15 protein-coding genes and 4 pseudogenes are annotated in these 16,969 nt (G+C 67.5%); 5 read left to right on the top strand and 14 right to left on the bottom strand.

All coding sequences use genetic code 11. The annotated features are described in order from the left end of the window. The 7 genes and pseudogenes from SSP24_RS40665 to SSP24_RS40635 form a co-directional block, all read right to left on the bottom strand. Positions 1-521 (bottom strand): annotated as a pseudogene (locus SSP24_RS40665) (cell division protein FtsK); the annotation flags it as partial. A 75-nt stretch (positions 522-596) separates the two neighbouring features. Beyond that, positions 597-932 carry a hypothetical protein gene (locus SSP24_RS40660; RefSeq protein ID WP_141316029.1) on the bottom strand — a complete coding sequence of 112 codons (336 nt, stop codon included), beginning with the start codon at positions 930-932 and terminating at the stop codon, positions 597-599. Then, positions 929-2,041 carry a DNA cytosine methyltransferase gene (locus tag SSP24_RS40655; protein WP_141316027.1) on the bottom strand — a complete coding sequence of 371 codons (1,113 nt, stop codon included), beginning with the start codon at positions 2,039-2,041 and terminating at the stop codon, positions 929-931. Before SSP24_RS40655 ends, SSP24_RS40660 begins: the two co-directional genes overlap by 4 nt. Beyond that, positions 2,038-2,688, bottom strand: a complete 651-nt coding sequence (locus SSP24_RS40650) for a GGDEF domain-containing protein (RefSeq protein WP_141316025.1) — start codon at positions 2,686-2,688, stop codon at positions 2,038-2,040. The genes SSP24_RS40655 and SSP24_RS40650 overlap by 4 nt, the downstream gene beginning before the upstream one ends. Continuing rightward, entirely contained in the window at positions 2,685-3,704 is a 1,020-nt protein-coding gene (locus SSP24_RS40645; RefSeq protein ID WP_141316023.1) for a DUF2637 domain-containing protein, read from the bottom strand. Before SSP24_RS40645 ends, SSP24_RS40650 begins: the two co-directional genes overlap by 4 nt. Further along, complete coding sequence (locus SSP24_RS40640; RefSeq protein ID WP_141316022.1) at positions 3,701-4,012, bottom strand: hypothetical protein; 312 nt, start codon at positions 4,010-4,012, stop codon at positions 3,701-3,703. Before SSP24_RS40640 ends, SSP24_RS40645 begins: the two co-directional genes overlap by 4 nt. Further along, positions 4,009-4,302 carry a hypothetical protein gene (locus SSP24_RS40635; RefSeq protein WP_141316020.1) on the bottom strand — a complete coding sequence of 98 codons (294 nt, stop codon included), beginning with the start codon at positions 4,300-4,302 and terminating at the stop codon, positions 4,009-4,011. The genes SSP24_RS40640 and SSP24_RS40635 overlap by 4 nt, the downstream gene beginning before the upstream one ends. 628 nt (positions 4,303-4,930) lie before the next feature. On the opposite strand from SSP24_RS40635, the gene SSP24_RS40630 reads away from it, so the two are divergent. Beyond that, a complete protein-coding gene (locus SSP24_RS40630; RefSeq protein ID WP_141316017.1) occupies positions 4,931-6,319 on the top strand; it encodes an NsdA family TPR-like regulatory protein in 1,389 nt (462 codons plus the stop codon). Positions 6,320-6,916: 597 nt separating this feature from the next. Here the strand turns inward: SSP24_RS40630 and SSP24_RS40625 are convergent. The 5 genes and pseudogenes from SSP24_RS40625 to SSP24_RS40605 all read right to left on the bottom strand — a co-directional run bounded on the left by SSP24_RS40625 (position 6,917) and on the right by SSP24_RS40605 (position 10,974). Next, complete coding sequence (locus SSP24_RS40625; protein ID WP_141316015.1) at positions 6,917-7,819, bottom strand: phosphotransferase enzyme family protein; 903 nt, start codon at positions 7,817-7,819, stop codon at positions 6,917-6,919. Beyond that, entirely contained in the window at positions 7,816-8,268 is a 453-nt protein-coding gene (locus SSP24_RS40620; protein WP_141316013.1) for a GntR family transcriptional regulator, read from the bottom strand. The genes SSP24_RS40625 and SSP24_RS40620 overlap by 4 nt, the downstream gene beginning before the upstream one ends. Before the next feature lie 240 nt (positions 8,269-8,508). Beyond that, positions 8,509-9,486, bottom strand: a complete 978-nt coding sequence (locus SSP24_RS40615; RefSeq protein WP_141316011.1) for a hypothetical protein — start codon at positions 9,484-9,486, stop codon at positions 8,509-8,511. Positions 9,487-10,250: 764 nt separating this feature from the next. After that, positions 10,251-10,502, bottom strand: a pseudogene (locus SSP24_RS44700) (MFS transporter); the annotation flags it as partial. A 7-nt stretch (positions 10,503-10,509) separates the two neighbouring features. After that, positions 10,510-10,974, bottom strand: a pseudogene (locus tag SSP24_RS40605) (ArsI/CadI family heavy metal resistance metalloenzyme). A 631-nt stretch (positions 10,975-11,605) separates the two neighbouring features. Between SSP24_RS40605 and SSP24_RS40600 the strand changes: the two are divergent. Then, positions 11,606-11,824: a hypothetical protein gene (locus SSP24_RS40600; protein ID WP_141316009.1), complete on the top strand. Its 219-nt coding sequence runs from the start codon at positions 11,606-11,608 to the stop codon at positions 11,822-11,824. A 487-nt stretch (positions 11,825-12,311) separates the two neighbouring features. Here SSP24_RS40600 and SSP24_RS40595 read toward each other — a convergent pair whose 3' ends face one another. Both SSP24_RS40595 and SSP24_RS40590 read right to left on the bottom strand, forming a co-directional pair. Beyond that, positions 12,312-13,322, bottom strand: coding sequence for a hypothetical protein (locus SSP24_RS40595; protein ID WP_141316007.1), 1,011 nt, complete (start codon positions 13,320-13,322; stop codon positions 12,312-12,314). Positions 13,323-13,968: 646 nt separating this feature from the next. Further along, positions 13,969-14,163 (bottom strand): annotated as a pseudogene (locus SSP24_RS40590) (IS256 family transposase); the annotation flags it as partial. 175 nt (positions 14,164-14,338) lie between these two features. On the opposite strand from SSP24_RS40590, the gene SSP24_RS45485 reads away from it, so the two are divergent. The 3 genes from SSP24_RS45485 (at position 14,339) to SSP24_RS40575 (ending at position 16,841) form a co-directional block, all read left to right on the top strand. Next, on the top strand, positions 14,339-14,770 hold the full coding sequence (locus SSP24_RS45485; protein ID WP_141316003.1) for an RNA polymerase sigma factor: 432 nt from the start codon (positions 14,339-14,341) through the stop codon (positions 14,768-14,770). Next, on the top strand, positions 14,683-15,393 hold the full coding sequence (locus SSP24_RS45480; RefSeq protein WP_141316001.1) for an RNA polymerase sigma factor: 711 nt from the start codon (positions 14,683-14,685) through the stop codon (positions 15,391-15,393). Before SSP24_RS45485 ends, SSP24_RS45480 begins: the two co-directional genes overlap by 88 nt. A gap of 149 nt (positions 15,394-15,542) precedes the next feature. Next, positions 15,543-16,841 (top strand): NucA/NucB deoxyribonuclease domain-containing protein, encoded by a 1,299-nt coding sequence (locus SSP24_RS40575; RefSeq protein ID WP_141315999.1) that lies wholly within the window; start codon positions 15,543-15,545, stop codon positions 16,839-16,841. Positions 16,842-16,969 lie beyond the last annotated feature (128 nt).

Below are 16,969 nucleotides of genomic sequence, written 5' to 3'. Positions count from 1 at the left end.
CGCCGCGCGGCGACCTGCCGCAGCGGCTCGCCCTCCGTGTCGGCGACCCAGCGCATCGCGCCACCGACGAACTTCGCCACCCCGGCCGGGGCCTGGAAGGCGAGACGGAGGGAGTACCAGGGCAGCCGCACCGCGTGGAAGGCGGTGGTGTGCCAGGCGTAGCCACCCAGCCAGCCGAGCGCGGTGACGAACTCCGGCTTGGACCGCGCCCACGCCGGGATCACCTCGCGCCGCTGACCCGACCGGAGTCGGTCCATCAGGCCCGGACCGGCCGGGGCCGGACCGTCAACCATCACGGCCGACCGGTCGTCGCTGTCGTCGTCGACCGAGTCGGCCGACCGGTCGGCGCTCGGGTCGGCCGACTCGGTCGGCCCGGAGTCGGCAGTCGAGTCGGTGGCGGGGTCGGCCGACTCGCCGCGCGCCGATCGGGCCTTGTTCAGGTCGACTACCTCGGCGCCGGAGTCGGCGGCCATCTCGGCTTCGAGTCGGTTGAACAGTTCGTTGTCGTCGGGGTGGTTCACTGAGAGTTCCTTCTCTCTGGGAGGGGTGACGGGGCCCGGCCGCTGTCTTGGCGGGCAAGGCCGGGCCCCTGTCGGCTACAGGTCGAACAGGCCGCACTGATCCGTAGGGGCCGCGGGCAGCCGCTTGCGGGCAAGCCGGGCAGCGGCGCCGTGGCAGTCGGGACACCACGCGCGCAGCTCGCTCGCCGGGAGGCGGGCGGCGGCAACGTCGGTGGCGAGCGGGTCGACCGGCGCAGCCATCAGCCGCACCCGGCGCCCGTGCTTGCTGGTGTAGTGGTCGTGCTCGTGCAGACACCGGCCGTCACCCTTGGTGTGGGGCTGGCCGCACTCTCCGCTGCACTGGCAGCGGTAGCCGGCCGCCTCCATCACGGCGGTGAACACGGCGGCGCCGACGATGGGGTGTGACTTCATGCCGCGGCCCTCCCCCATGCCGGAGGTTCGGACCGGTTGAGCAGGATGCGCAGGGCGGCGACGGCTTGGGGCCAGACCACGCCGTTGCCGAGCGCCTTGAGCTGGGCCGTGCGCGACAGGCCGGGCACGGCGGTGACGTGGCCGTCGTCCAGGGCCATCAGCCACTCGACGAACGGCGGGTTCAGCCGTCCCAGAGCGTCAGTTGGCCGGGGGGCGGGGCGGCCGATGACCTGCGTCCACCTTTCGACCGCCGCGGCGTACGGTCCCCAGTCAACTCCGAGACCTGGTGCAGCGAGGGGCGCACCGCCGCTCCCGGGCTCGGCGACTGGTTGCTCGGCCACGTCGCCGCTGCCGGGGTCGGCAGCAGCTCGCCCACCTCCGCGGCCAGGCTTTTGCCGTGCCTGCCCGCCGCCTGCGAGGGAGAGCGTTTCGTCTGCCGGTTCTCGTTCGCCGATGCCCGCGGGGTGGGCAGCAGCGAGACGACGTGCCGCAGGTTCATCCCGCCCTGTGCCGCGTGCCCCGCCCCGGTGTTTTCCGAGGTCGATGGCGTCGGCAACAGGGCCACAACGGTGGGCAGTTGTCCGCTCTGCCCACCGCCGCGCCAGTCCCGGGCCGCCGGAGTCGGCAGGCCAGGCCCAGAAGAAGAGCCGGTTGCGCTGGTGTGCGGCGCCGATATCCGACGCGCGTACACAGCACCAGTCCGCATCGAACCCGATGCGGGCAAGGTCTCCAAGGACGGTGTCGAAGCCGAGGGAAAGGTGCCCTGCGACGTTTTCAAAGACCGCGAGTCGGGGTCGTAGAACCCCAAGGGCGCGGGCGATGTGCGGCCAGAGGTGCCGGGCATCCTTGGTTCCCTTCCGTTTGCCCGCGGTGCTGAACGGCTGGCACGGATAGCCGCCGATGTAGATGTCGACCGGCTCGACGCCGTGCCAGTCCAGGGCGGTGATGTCCCCGAGGTTGGGCACCTTCGGGTGGTGGCTGGCGAGGATGATCGCGGCGCCGGGGTCGTTGTCCGCCACCCACGCCAACTCCCCGCCGAACACGGCCTGGACGGCGATGTCCAGGCCGCCGTATCCGGTGCAGACCGAGCCGATCCGCGGGGCCGTCATGCCGCCACCTCGATTACGGGCGCATCGGTGCGGGCGCCGGTCCGGCCGGCGCGGCGTCCGGTGACGGTGGCGAACAGCCAGCCCAGCCCGGCGCGGCGGGTTCCGGCACGGGCCTGTTTGGCCGCGTACATTGCCTCATCCGCCCGCCGCAGCAACCCGGACAGGTCATCTGCGGGGAAGTCCGCGGCATGCACCCAGCCCAGTGAGACCGTGGTGCACACGTGCGGGTCCTGGCCGTCGACCGGCCGGGCGAGCACGCCGTGCAGCACGGCGAGCAGGTCCGCGGCGGTGCCGTGGTTGTCGATGAGGACGGCGGCGAACTCATCGCCTCCGAGCCGCCCGGCGACGCCGGAGCGGCCGACGTGGTGGGCGAGGCGGTCGGCGGTCGCCTTCAACAGCGCGTCCCCGGCCGCGTGCCCGTACGTGTCGTTGACCTGCTTGAACTTGTCGACGTCGGCCAGCACCACGACCGCGCGCGGGTCCTTGAGCAGGGCCGTGGCGCGGCGGGTGAAGCCGTCGCGGGTGCGTAACCCGGTGAGCGGGTCACGCCGGGCGGTGTTCAGGCAGCGGCTGAGCCACCGCACGTGGACCGCCCACCCTGCGGCGAGAGGCAGCGTGGACAGCAGGACCGTGGCCAGGGTGTTCACGCGGCCACCCCCTCGGCGTCGTCGCCGGACGCGGTGGCGTCGGGAGCGTCGACGGGGTGCAGGGAGCGGCCGTCGGTCCGCTCGGCGAGCAGGGCGTCACGCACCTGCCGGGCGGGGCCGGAGCCGCAGTGCAGTTCCTTGCGCAGTGCTTCGGCGTTGATCTGGCTGTCCTTCCAGTCGGCCGTGACCGTGCGCGCCTCAGCGAGCAGTTCGGCCGTCGTGCGCTGCGCCGACTTGGCATTGGTCTGCCGCTTGCGCGGCGGCTTCGGTGCCTCGCGCTTGGGCTTCTCGGCCGCCTGCTCCGGGTTCGGCTTCGGCTTCGGGCTGACCGGTGCGTCGTCGCCGGCGGGGGCGAGTTCGCCCATGCGCAGCATCACGCGCTCGCGCCGCGGGGTCTTCCAGCGCCAGCGCCAGCCGTAGCGCTCGTGCAGGTCCGCACGGGCCAGCAGCCGCTCGCGCTCGCAGGCGAGCGCCGTGCTGTAGGAGGTGACTTCCCACAGCGTCATGCGCCGCCACAGGGCGAACGTGGACAGCGGCGCGAGCATCCAACGGGACCAGCGGATCTTTTCCATGCGTCGGCCGGTGGCGGCGCCGATGCGGACGGCATAGATGTGCGCGCCGATCTCGGAGAACACCACCCACAGCAGCGGCATCGTCCCGTGCGCCACCTTCGCCCACACACCGTGCCCGGCAGCGACGTTCAGCCCGCAGGTAACGAGGGTGAGCACCCAGGGCACGAACCGCACCCACGCAAGCGCCATGTCCATCCGGACCAACAGCAGGTTGGCCACGGTGAACACCGGAATAGCCACGTCGATACCGACCGGCAGCATCCACGGCTCACCGAATCCCCACCGGGCCGCAGCGGCCGACACCGCGTCGAAGGAAGAGATCAGACCGAGCGCGCCGACCCCGGCAGCGGCCAGCGCGCCGACTCCGGCGAGGCCCATTTCCGGGCGGGTGAGCGGCGGCACCGCCGGACGCTCAGCGGTCTGTGCCATTTCGGTGGTGGTCATGCCGTCACCCCCATACGGCGGTTTTCGGCACGGCTGCGCTGGCTCGGCTGCGTTCGCGGGGCGCCCTCGTACCAGACGAACGGGGGGATGCTGTCCGCGGCGGTGAAGACACGGACGGCGGTGCCCACCGGGGCGTGAGGCAGGGTGTACACCCTGCCGCGCTCCAACGACGCCAGCAGTCGGGCCCCGTGGTGCTCGCAGCCGTCCGCCCCGGCGTTGTACTGATCCAGCACGGTCACGACGGCCGGGCCGTCGCACGGGGTCGGGTCGTCGGGGTGAGCGGCCGGGCAACGGGTCGTGGCCGTCATGCCGCTGCGCCCTTCCGGGAGGGCCGACGGCGCCCGGCCGGGCGGGTCAGCGGGACGACGTTGAACAGCTCCGGGGCGTGCGCCTCGATCACCTCGGCGACGACACGGGTCACGTCGTCCGGGAGGCCGGGGTTGTCGTCGAGGATGTCGCGGGCCGCGTCCAGCCGGGCCGCACGCTCTTCCTCGCTCTCACCCTCGACCCCGAGCCACAGCTCAACGGGGGTGCCAAGGGCCAGTTCAATGAAGTCGTTGACGGAGACGGCCTGATGACCGCCGATGTAGGCACGCATGCAGCGCTCCTGATGTCGAAGGGATAGGGAGTGCCGGGCGGTCGTGGCCTTGTGGTGAGAGGCGACCGCTCGGGGTGTGCGTCCCCAAGCCGCGTACGCGGCGGGGCAGAGCCCCGGAGGCAGATTCGATCTGCCGCCATCACGGCCATCCGGGGCCGCAGCGCCGGAGCGCTACGAGGGGTTGGGTTGCGCTGTACCTCACGCGGGCAGAGCCCGCGTGGCCGCCTACTTGGCCGAGGAGAGGCGGCGTGATCCCCATTCAGTTGTCAAGGAACGAACGCTTCCGACGAGCGCGGTAACCCCTGGAAGGGGCTCCCGTAGCCGCAAAGCCACAGGACCCGCCGGACGTACATCGGTGCTGCACACCCCGGTAAGTGCGTGGTGTGTATTACCTACCACTCACGCTGACAGATCGATTCCGGGTCGTCAAGCGCTCTGGCCTTTTCGATCTCGGAACCGCCTGCTTCGCGGTGGTGACTCAACTGTCGCCAAGTGGAGGGGACTTCGGGAGCGTGCACTTGGGGGTGCACTCGTGCACTCCGACGTGCAAACCCCCTGCACCCCCAGGGCTGACCTGCGTAGAGTGACGTTGAGTCAAGCTGGGACTTCGGCCGCTCATGGGGGTTCGATGGCAGACCGGAACGCCAGGCTGGCCGCGCTCATGGATGAAGGCGGCTTCTCTCACAAGTCGCTGGCCCGCGCGGTAGTCGTCGCTGCCGCACGCGCAGGCCAGGACATCACCTGTGATCACACCTACGTCAGTCGGTGGCTCAAGGGGGCTATCCCGCGGGGCGACATACCGCGCTTCATCGCAGACGCCATCGGGCGCAAGCTGGGCCGCCAACTCACGATTGACGATATCGGGATGGGCGATGCGGCGGTCTCAGCGATACAGCCCAACCTCGGTCTCGACTTCGCGGACCGCCCCGAGACTGCGACCACCACCGTGGCCGACCTCTGGCGTGCCGACCTTGCCGACGCTGAGCCGTTGGTTCGCGCACTGCCGGACTCCGCAGCTTGGAACGAGGCTTCCGTGAGGTGGCTCGTGTCCCCGCCCGACGGTGAACTCACGCGGTCCGGAAACCGGTCCGTCGGCGCCGTAGACGTAGAGATGATTCGCTCGACTGCCGACGCGTTCAGCGTGCTTGACGGCAAGTTTGGTGGTGGCCACGCCCGGCGGGCGCTGATTCAGTACCTGCACACCGACGTGCGACCCATGCTCGATGGCAAGTACTCCGACGCCGTTGGGAGGGAGCTCCACTCGGCTGTGGCCGAAGCACTCTTGCTCGCGGGGTGGATGTCGTACGACAGCGGCGTGCATGGCATCGCACAGCGGTACTTCATCCAAGCTCTTCGCATGACGCAAGCAGCCGGTGACCGGCTACTCGGCGGCAGCATCCTTTCCGCGATGAGCCACCAGGCCACGTTCGTCGGCCGGTACCGCGAAGCCGCAACCCTTGCCCGTGCCGCACTCACAGGCCCGGCCGGCAGTCTTACGCCGACGCTGGCCGCGCAGTTCCGCGCGATGGAGGCGCGAGCGCTGGCACGGTTGGGAGACGAACGCGGATGTGATCTCGCGCTATCCGAAGCGGAACGTCAGCTCAGTCGACGCACTGCGGACAGCGATCCGGCGTACATCGCGTACTTCGATGAGGTGGAGTTGGCAGCCGAGTTCGGGCATTGCTTCCGCGACTTGGGGCGCTCCGTGCAGGCGACGGAGCGGGGCGCGGGCTCCATCTTTGGGGACGGTCTGAACAACCGGAGCGATTTCTTCGCGACCATGGTGCAGGCAGAGGCGTACCTCGGTCAGGGCGAGATCGGCCGCGGCTTCGAAATTGCGCTCAGTGCACTGCGGCTCGGGGAGGGCCTGAAGTCTGCGCGCTGCATCGAGTACGTACGGGAGTTCCAGAGCCGCATCACGGACAGAACGAAGCGGGCCGCGGAGTTCCGCACATTCACAGAACAGGCCCGCGGCTTCCGCCTCTGGCGTGACACAAATGATCAGAAAATCACATAGAATCTGCTGCCATGGACGCGGGGTTGGCCGCTGTATGCGGCGCGCTTGCAGGGTCGGTGGCAACGATTGGGGCTGCACTAGCTACAGGTTGGTCTCAGCGGGAGACTGCAAGGATTTCGGCGCGCGCGGAGCATCAGCGCCAACGACATGAGGCGCGCCACGCCGCTTACAAGGCGCTGATATCAGCAACCCAGACCCTGAACTCAGTAACCAGGGGCATGCGCCACGATCCGCAGTTGCGGGACTTCACACCTGAGATCGCCGAGGCTTGCGCAGCAGCGGAAAGTGACATCAAAGAAGTTTGGCTTGAGGTCGTGTTGGCAGGTCCCCAGAATGCCGCTCGTGCCGCCAACGCAATTATGCATAGCGCAAACGTCATGAAAACCGCGACTGAAGTAATCGCTCGCATCCAATCGTTCCAGCACGTTGGTCAGGCCTTGACGGAGCCCACAGTCCGAGACTTCATCCAATCGTTCACAAAGGCGGCCGCTCGACTTCCAGAAGAAACAGGAAGGTTCGTAGACGCTGCACACGAGTCGCTATCGGACGATGGCGCTAGCGCCGTCCGGAACTAGACCGCGACAGACGTCAGAAGTCCTAGAAGGGTGCCCAGTCGCGGCGCGAGCCTCCCGAGCGCAGCGTGTCGACACGCTTCGCCACTTCATCGGCAGCGCGTGGGTTCGTACCGGCGTTCTGGGAAAGCCAGGTGACCATCAACAGTTCGCGCACGCTGCGGAGGACTGTGTACCCGGACCACTTCCGGACGTCGCAGCCGTAGCCCTCCACAAAGTCTGTGTACTCAGCCTTTGTGTGCCATCCGAAGCTGTCGTAGTACATGGCCGTCTGCATAAGGTCCCACTCACGCGGACCGATCACGAAGCCGTCCAGGTCGATAACCTTCGGGTGCCCCGCAGCATCACGCAGGACGTTGCCGACATTGAAGTCTCCGTGCAGGTGACCGGTCGGCAAGGCGAACGTTAGCCGGTCGTACTCACCCGCCAACTCATCTGCCAAAGAGGCGAGATAGGCCCGGGTGCCCGATGGGATCGCGGCGCGCTGCAACCGCTGATTCACCTTGTCGAAGGGCCGAAGTTCGGGAAGCGACAAAGTCGGCGGCTCCAATTCATGGAGTCGCCGGAGCAATTCGCCCATCTCTCGCGTGCTCGCGTACGTGTCGCCGTCGGCCAATCCCTCCCAAAAGGTCACCGGATGGCCGTCGATGACGACAGGCTGTTCGGCTTCCGTGACAAGCCGGACGGCCGGATACGCCTTGGCCGCGAGCCACTGAGCTACGGCTACTTCTCGACGAACGGACGACAGGCGGTCGGGGCTCCGGCCGACGCGCGAAATGATCCGACCGCCATCGATGCGAAAAACAGCGTGGTCGCCAAACCGCTGCATCTCGATACCGTCCGGATCCACGCGGGCGACATCGCAAGCCTTTCGCAAGAGTTTCTCGGCCGCCGCAGCGTCGAATTCAGTGCGCTCGCCCGTCGTCATGCCCTACGATCCCCCTGCCCGATGGGAAGCGCGCGGACTTCCCGCCCGCGCGTCGCTCCTTTGCCGATTAGCCCTTGCCCTTCCATCTGCGCAATGGCAGAGCGGATCGCCGTCCGCGAAGCCTCGAACCGCTCGCACAGCTCCTTCTCGGTGGGGAAGGGATCCCCGACCTTGACTCCTTCAGCCCGCAAGAGGTCCGTCACCTTCTCGACGAGCGGGCGCCGGTCGCCCGTCCCCACCACGTACCAGCCAGCACCCTGTACGGACTCGATCACGCCCTTGCTCTTGAGGTCACCCAACGCACGCTCGATGGTGCTGCGGCTCACGCCGTAGAGCTCCATCAGCTTCGCTTGAGACGGCAGCTTCTCAGGGATCTTGCCCTTCTCGATCTTCTGACGCAGAGAACCCGAGACCTCTAGGTACGTGTCTCGCGGACTGGCCGGCGGCACCTAGCCTCCCCTTCGATGATCTCGCTTGGCAGCGGCTCACTGCTTCCAGCTTCCCACGGCGGCCCTAGGTCGACGTAGGGCGCCATGAGGAGTGTCCCACGTGTCCGACTGTCCGGTTAGAGCCCTGACCTGCACAAATAGGTGAGACAGCGAGATTCGCCAGTGTCCCACCTGTCCGACCTGAGTACAGGGCTGCAACACCCCAGGGTGTTGCAGCCCCTCACGTCGCTGTCTCCCCTCTCAGGCCACTGCATCGATGCGTCCTTCGCAGACATCCCGAATGGTCTTCAAGACGTCCAGTGCCTGGTCACGCGCCTCTTCACCGCCCGGCGCCCCCTTGCTCACTGCCTCCAACTTCTCACCGAGTGCGGCAATGACTGCTTTCGGAGCAAGCCGCGTGCCGAAGCCGTAGCCCGTGTCAACCCGAGTGCGAAGGTCCCGCTCGACCAAGTCCCACGCTTCCAGGACCGTGAATTCGTAGTCGCCGCCCTCGTTGGGAGGCTTCTCCAGGGCCCGGATCAGCGCCTGGATGTCCTTGTGAGCCTGCGTGCACAGCTTTCGGAAGCGGGCCCACGTCTTGTGTGTTGCCACCACCGTGGTGATGCCGATCGTGAGGGCCAGCGCTGGCAACACCTTGGCATAGTCCAGGGAGAGCGTGGACAGCAACGCGTACAGCAGCAATGCCAGGCCGCAGGCACCGTTGAAGTTCGCAAGCGTCCGGCTGATCATGGCCCGCCAGAGGCGTCCCTCCAACCGTTCAAGCAGGTCGTCCTTGGGTCCTATCCATCGAGTAAAGAGAGGGAACAGGAAGCAGAACGCCAGCATCAACTGGGCGTTCCTGCCGTAGTCGACCAGTCGATGCGGGTCCGCCACGATCCTGTCGAACTGATTGAGCGGATACAGCGCGGCTTTGAACGCTATCGCTCCCCAGATCGTCAGCTTCAGGTATCCCCAGCGCCTGATCCACGCCGGGCTCTTAAAAGTCGTGCGCAGCCAGCAGCGGATACGTTTCAGGGCCTGCCAACGTTCTGTGATCCCCTGCCAAGGCCTCCGACCCAACCTGATGAGCACCAGACCGCAGAGGAACAGCACCATCCCCGGAGCCCGGTGTGTGTAGTACAGGCCGTTGCTCCAGAAGGTGAGGGCAATCCCGGCAGGCGTAACAACGAACTTCCAGTGGGCGCGAACACCGCCAGAAGCCCGGTCCCAGATCGACATGGCGTCATCCTCGTGCTCCCGCGTCGTACACCAGCGCGGTTTGAGGCAGTTCAGAGGTTTGGCACCGTGTGCGGCTCGTGGCACGACCCTTGCCGATCTCCCGTTCACAGGCTTTCAGCAGCCGGAGATAACCTCCCGCCCCTTCCCTGCGTTCGTGTGAGGAACGTGTGAGCGAGACGAGATGACGCGGCCCACGCCGCTCCCGTGCAGGTCAGAGCTACAATGGAGCATGTCATGCGCATGCCCTCCGGAGCCGTGTGCGCAGGTTCGAATCCTTGCCGGGGGCACTCCGGGAAAAGCTCCTGACCTGCAGAAATACAGGTCGGGGGTTTTTGCGTACACGCCAATACGCACACGGTCTTTTGACCGTTGCTCTTTTCCGGTCGTGTAGCGCCCCGAGTGGCGCGATCACCCGCCCAAATTGGAGCATTCTCGCAGGTCAAAACCACTTCGCGAGACATTCGGTGTGGCCAAACTCAGGGCGAAATTCCGACCCAGGCGCTGACCTGGCGGTGGGCAAGGTTTCAGCCCGAGAACCGCGCGTGACCTGCCTAAATGTGGCCGACAGCACAGCGAAACGCAAACGGTCTGGTGGGTCGTCACACTTTCGGCCTTCCGCCAGGTCCAAGTGGGTTCAGTGCCGCAGGGCGCAGGGACCGGCAGACCCCGAAGGCGCAGAGCGCCCAGCGCCGGCGTGCGCGCCCGCCACTGCACCCCCTTCCGCCCCCACTCCACGGCCGAACCATGGGCAGTTGTGGTGCGTGCGGGCCGCGACGATCGAGGATGCGACCGACCAGGGTTCCGGCGAACGCGGAGGCGGTCAGAGCAGTCGAGAAGACACCGGTGGTGGCAGGCGACCAAGGTGTCGGCAGTGATGCGGGCGTTGAGGACCGGGAAAGCGTGGCAGACGATGCCCCAGCTGCTGATCTGGGTGGCGCACAGCGCGGGCAGGGCAGCACGAGGCCGCGGCCGGTCTCCGTACCGGTCGCGGCCTGGCTCGCGTGAATGCCGGTCATCCGGCGATCAGCAGCAGCTGCCTGCAGGCGTCGGCTCCCTCGCGTCGCTGTCGGCCGCGGCCGGGCCGGCGCAGCAGGTGCTGCCCTGCTGCTTGGCCAGAGTGTCGGCGTCGGCCTTGACGACGTACACCTCCCAGGGTTCCTGGCCGGTGCCGTGGACCCAGACCTTGTCCTGGAGGGCGTAGCAGCAGGTGGTGTCGTTCTCCACGTCGGTGGCCAGGCCAGCCTCGCCGAGGCGGGCGGTGGCGGTGTGGACGGCTTCGGTGCTGTCGACCTCAACGCCGAGGTGGTCCATGCGGGTCGCCTCGCCCGCGGTGCCTTCGATCAGGACGAGCTTGAGCGGGGGATCGGCGATGGCGAAGTTGGCTTAGCCGTCGCGGAGTTTGGCGGGCCCGGTGCCGAACAGCTTGCTGTCGAAGGCCACGGACGGGTCGAGATCTGGGACACGGAGGGCCAGTTGTACGCGGGACATGGCGCACCTCCGGCCGGAAAGGGTGGGCTGGCGGCTCAGCAGCCGCCGGAGGAGACCGTGGCGCCGATGCCGATCTGCAGGGTGGCCGGGGCCGCGCAGCCGCCGCCCTCGCGAGGCGAGCGTCCACACCGTTGCTGCCGGGCACGTCTTTGCGCTCGTCGCACTCCGTCCTGAGCTGGGCATACGGTCTGCTATCGATCGACGACGGCCAGTTTCGAGGTGGAGTGGCGATCCGGCTTCAGTGAATCTGCACATCGAATGCGCAACCGCGGTGCGGTGCGCGAGGGATCTACACAAGGGCCTGCCGCATGATGCTCTGTTGGTGCGGAGTGTCCCATTCGAAAGCGTGGTCGCAGCACCAGTCGGGCCCCGGTGCCGCGCGGCATGTGGAGAAGCCGTCCCCAAGCCGTGTGCACGCCTCCATGGGTGCGCAGCCTGTTCGTTCAACTTCCCGGGTGTGTACGCCGATTGATTGGATGCCCGGCGTGCTCCGTGCTTTGATCCTTTGCGCCGCACGGGCCGCGCGAGAGTCTCCGGAAACGGGTATCGCACGCCTGCGGCCGAGGCCCGCTACCTGTCCCCAGCGGGGCCGCCCCCCTTGTGGATCATCCATACGAAGGGAAGTTTCATCATGAACTCCGCTCCCCAGGTTGCGACCGTTGAGATCTCCGACGCCGACCTCGACAACGTCTCCGGCGGCCTGAACCCGCACGCCAGCCTCGTCGCCGGCCCCACGGCGGCCAGCGACGCGGATGTCCTGGCCCAGGTCGACGCCGTCAAGAACCAGGTCATGGGCGCCGCTTCCGCCGCCGGCCAGTACAACCACGTCAGCGTCAGCGCCTCCATCTGATCGGCAGCCTGAACGCTGTCGGTTAGCCCTCTCCAACCCGACGGTGCGGCTGGGCTGTTGACGGATCCAGGCTCTGTGGAAAGGCGAAGCTCCTGGCAGCAGCGGGTTCTTGACCGAGATCACCCGTGCCTGCCAGGAGCTTCCCTTGCTTGTCCACCCATCATCGAGCGATCCGTCCAGCCGCCCCGCGCTACCTGAGGATTACTCCGCATCCGACTGCACGAGTACGGGACACGGGAGTGGCTCTGCCCCGTTGACCCGCATCTTTCACACCCCAGGTGACCCGCGGGTTCAGCGAGACTGGAGCGAGAACTCAGGGGTCGGTCCGTGTGCGTCAGCCGGGCATGTCCGTCGGTTCGGTGGGAACGCGAGGGTGGACTGCGAGGCCACGGACTTCGGCAGTGGCCTCGGCACCGATCTCGTCCGCTGTTCTGTCGCCGTATTCGAGGATGTTGCACAGGGCCACGGCTCCGAGCCGAGCCCGGAGTCAGGGCCCGTCAGCGTACGGGGCCAGGAGTGCCATGAGGTTCTCGGTCTCCTCCGGGTCGGCCGTGCCGCTCACGTCGACGCAGGTCCTGCCTCGCAGGGCGGGGGGACCGGACGCGTCGTGAGCCGCGTACTGCAGCATGACGACGTGGCGGCCGGAGGCCAGGTCCACCTGGACGCGGATCTCGCGTCGGCTGAGGGGGCGGTCCCAGATCCGCAGTGACCCCTCGGGCGGCAGGGGCTGCGGCAGCAGAAGGTCGAACCCCTCCGCTGCGGCATACCTGGCGGCGCGTGCGGGTGGTACGCGTCGGCCGGGTCCGATGTCACCCCTGCGGTAGAGGACGTCCCTGGGGTCCAGGCCGGCCTCGAACAGAGCGGGCGGCACGTCGGGATCAAGCTCCAGCCCGACCACCTCGTCGACCTGGAACGGATGTCCGGCGACGAAGGCTTCGGCGCGCAGCGCGAGGCCGGTGGACGCGTCGATGTGCAGCCGGTAGGCGTCGGCTCCCGGCCCCCACAAGGCGAAGGCCCGAGCCGGGTGCCCGGGGCGCGGATGCGCCACCACCACCCGTACGCTTCGCCCGAGCAGGACCGCCGGTGGTGTCCGTTGCACCTGGCACAGCGCCAGCAGGGAATCCGGCTCGAACAGATGCTGGAAATGATCCGGGACGGTCTGCTGGTACGCGTCGTACGGGGCGGCGTCCTCCGGCCGGTACTCGTCGTACTCGACGTCGTCGTTCGGATGAAACCAGTACCAGCGATCCTCGACGACCAGGATTTCGTCGCGCCCCGGAGTCTCACCCCCGACACCGCGGACCCGGCACAGCCGCCAGCGGGCGGGCGGCTTCGCGTGAAGTTCGTACTCGACGGTGACCAGGCCGCAGCGGCGGTGCTCCGGGGGGAGGTACTCCACCTGTCCCAGCGGCTCCGGACGGCGCGCGAAGTCCACACCGTGCCGCAGCCGCAGCCGGTACAGGGCCGGCCGGAAGGCCGGGGCAGGGGGGACGGCCATACCGGCAGGATACGTGCGCGGCTCGTCCTGCCCCGGCCGCTGCGTCACAGGATGCAGCCCCCCTCGGCCCAGCCGCTCTGCACGGTGACCCGGATGGTGACCCGGTCCCCCTTGTTCCAGGGGTGACAAGCCGGCGCTGTCCCGCCGACCCTCGATCCATTCACCGTGCAGCCAGTAGCCGGCTGTGGCCCGGATGCGGGCTGACGTTGACCGGCTGCCCGTTGACCGTCAGGAAGGTCTCGTAGTCAGCAGTGGTGGCGTCGGTCTTGTGCGCGGCCTTGTTCAGGTAGGTGTACTCGGAGAAGTCAGGCTCCCGGTTATAGGGGTCGGCGTGGAGCGCTTCCAGGGTCAGGGCCCCGGTCCCCTACCCGTACCGACCCTGTTTTTGACGCCCTGAGCAGATCGCCGAAGCAGGCGACGGCCAGGTCGAGGGCCTGCTACAGGTCCAGGACCGGCGTGGCGAGCGTGGGGTGCGCGGCGGCCCATCGGGCTACCGCCTCGCGGCTGGTGAAGAAGTTGAGCCTTGGAGCCGTCGGCGCCTGCCGTGCTCGGTACAGCGTGTCCGCCGACGACCTCGACCCGCAGCTCATGGCCGCACGCACATCGGCCGTGCGACAATCCGACAGAGTGTCACTCCAACGGGCGGTTCGGTGATCTCGCCTTCCAGGGCAGATTCCAACACCCGGTTGGTCAGCTGCTGCAGCAGTCCGCCCTGCCCGGTCAGCTGCAGCCCCTCCGACCGGGCCCGCTCCACCAGCATCGCGACCAGTTGTTCGTCGGACACGGGCACAGGCTGCCCGGGCTGGGCACTCTCGGAAGGCTCCACGGTCTCCAACTCCACGGCGGCATCAATCGCTTGACGTCTCTCTCGCGATCGTCGGATTCGCCGTTAGATTGACACTCCCGTAGAGCCTGATCGGGTCGAGGGTGACGGTCTCGCGGGGCGCAGGTCCACCGCTTCCTCTGCGCCATGGGTACTCTTCCGTACTGATGTTTGATCTTCTGCGGAGGGGTCTGTGGCGCCGGTAGATGTTGACAGCGGCATTGACGGACACAGCTCAGGGGATTCGGCGGTCTGGCATGCCGTCTGGCAGCATCGGGACGCCTTGATGCGGGCCGCGCGCCGTCGAACGGCGACTGCGGAAGACGCTGAAGACGTTGTTCAAGAGGCGATGACGCGGGCAGTCGAGTCCTCACGTGGCGCTGACGAAAAGCTCGCTCCCTGGCTGATGAAGGTGACGGTGCATTTGTGTGCCGACGCTCATCGGGAGCGTGTCCGTGAGCAGCGCCGGTGGGATCGCGTGCCTGTTCACGTGGTGGTGCCGGTCGATGAGCGTGTGTGTGATCAGGCGGAGGCTCAGTGGCTTGCGGGGGGGTCTCGCGTCTGCCGGAGCGGCAGGCCCGTGCGTTGCGGCTGCGGGCGGAGGACCTCACTGTCGGGCAGGTAGCGGAGCGGCTCGAGGTCAGTTATCGGACGGCTGAGTCATTGTTGGCCCGGGCGAGGTGCACCCTGAAAGCCGTTCTGGCGTCTGCGCCGGGGCTCGTCGTCGCATGGCGGAGATGGGCTGCGGACGCCGCCCGATTGGCCCCGACATCCCCGCCGCTTGTCGCCGCGGCCGCCCTGGCGGTGGTGGTCGTCATTTCGCCGATGAAGCCCAGTGCCGATCCGGAGCGCCCACCGGAGGTTCGTGTCCTGCCCGCGGAGATACGAGGTGAAAGCGACTCCGACCGCGCTCCCTCCACTTCCGCATCTCTTGTAGGACCTGCTGTGCCAGTGAGCGCAGGGCCACCTGAGGTCACAGCTGTGCCGGATGAAAGACCTGCCTCGCTTGGCGCGACGGCGTCGATGAGAAGCCCGCGGACCGGCGCCGGTTCCCCTGCTGTACCTCTGGATGTCCCGGCCCTGCCCGCAGTTGCGGTGGAGGCCGTTCCCGCGCCGGATCTGCACGTCAGTACTCCCAGTGTCCCGGCGCGGCTCGGGTCGGATGACGCGGCCTGCGCGTTTGATGCAGGCGGCCCGACACCGCCGCCCCTGCCCACACCGGTGACGGGCTGTCAGGAAGATTCGTGAACCTCTACCGACGGATGCACTCCATGGCTGCGTGAAGCAAAGGACACGACACCCCGTCGCTGTCCTTGTCCTTCCCGGCAGGAGACCATGCGCAGACAAGCGCTTCTCATGATCACGGCAGCGATGCTGCTGATAACGACACACCCGCCGTGGCAGCGGAGGCTTCAGACGCCTCCACCAAGGAGACCACGACGATCACCCGCTACGACGGGCCGCCGGATGCCGGTGGCAAGCCCATCAGCGCGACCACGCTGACCGAGCCCACCCAGACCGGCGCCGAGGCCCTGACGGTCGACACCGAAACCGTTCCGGTGGCGAAGCTTCCTCAAGGACAGAGCGTCTATACCGACGGCACCGAGAACAGCCCGTCGGCGGCGAGCATCGATGCGCTTACGTCGGGGCCCCGGCCGATGGCCTCAGCCACCTACGGGCCGAGCATCACCGCCGAGTCATGCCAGAACGACGGGCAGGCATACCGCAGTTCCGGTCACGTCATCGACCACTTCGACTACTGCGCGGTCAGCTACTTCAAAGCCACCTTCCAGGTATGCACCACCTACTGGTGGGGCACAACGTGCAGGACCACCGGTACCGCCGACTGGCGGCAGACCGTCCTGGGCCGCGGCTACAACAATGCTGACAAGGTCTCCCGATACGTCGACTTCGTCGACGTCCTCGATGAGTGGGACCTCGACGGCGACGCCGGGACGCACTCCATGACTGTCTCCATGAGCTGTCTGACCCAGGTCGGCGCGAGCTGCGTCGCCGCCTACCCCGCCGAAACGCAGACCTTCGCGCAGTGGGCCATCGAGCCGTCAACGACCTACTTCCGCTTCGACTCACCTGCTGCCGGAGGGTACGGGGACGAGAAGATCGGCCAGTACGACTTCCAGACAACGGTCAGCCTCACGGGCGGTACCTCGGCCTCCTTCGGATCCAACACCTTCCGCTGCGACTCCGCCCCGTACATCGTGTCCACACAAGCCGGTACCGGCTGTGTGTTTCCGGATGTGACCTCGGTCTTCTCCCTCAGCGTGAACTCAGGCGCGACTCAGGAGGCCCTGCACGTCTACCAGGCCCAGTACTACCCCGAAACGACCAGACCGTCGGATCCGAACAAGCAGATCCCCGGCTCCGTCGACTCCGCGATGCCGCTCAGCCGAACCGTCGACACGGCACTGCAACAGAAGAACACCGACAAGGCGGTGGCCACTTGCTACCAGTACTACGGCCCCGACTACAGCGCCAACGGCACACTCGACTGCGACGAGTACCCGTTCAAATCCACCCACCAGGGAGCGTTCAACGCCGGCACGAACTACTCCGCCCGGCCCATCTCGTACAGCGACAACCGCTCCGGCGGCGCCCAGCTGGGGAACTTCTACTCCTTCAACCGCATGTTGGACGGTAACGCACGGGATTACTTCTACGTGCAGATCACAGGCTGACGTCTGACAAGGCTGCGGGGCGCCGGGGCGCGCCCCACAGCCCTCGATCTCCAAGAACACCACCGAGGCCACGAGGGCCGAAAAAGGATCACGAAAGCAGAGCCATGACCACGACATCCTCGGTCAAT

It is taken from the genome of Streptomyces spinoverrucosus (assembly GCF_006539505.1).
Lineage (GTDB): Bacteria > Actinomycetota > Actinomycetes > Streptomycetales > Streptomycetaceae > Streptomyces > Streptomyces spinoverrucosus.
This window is presented reverse-complemented; position numbering and strand designations above follow the sequence as displayed.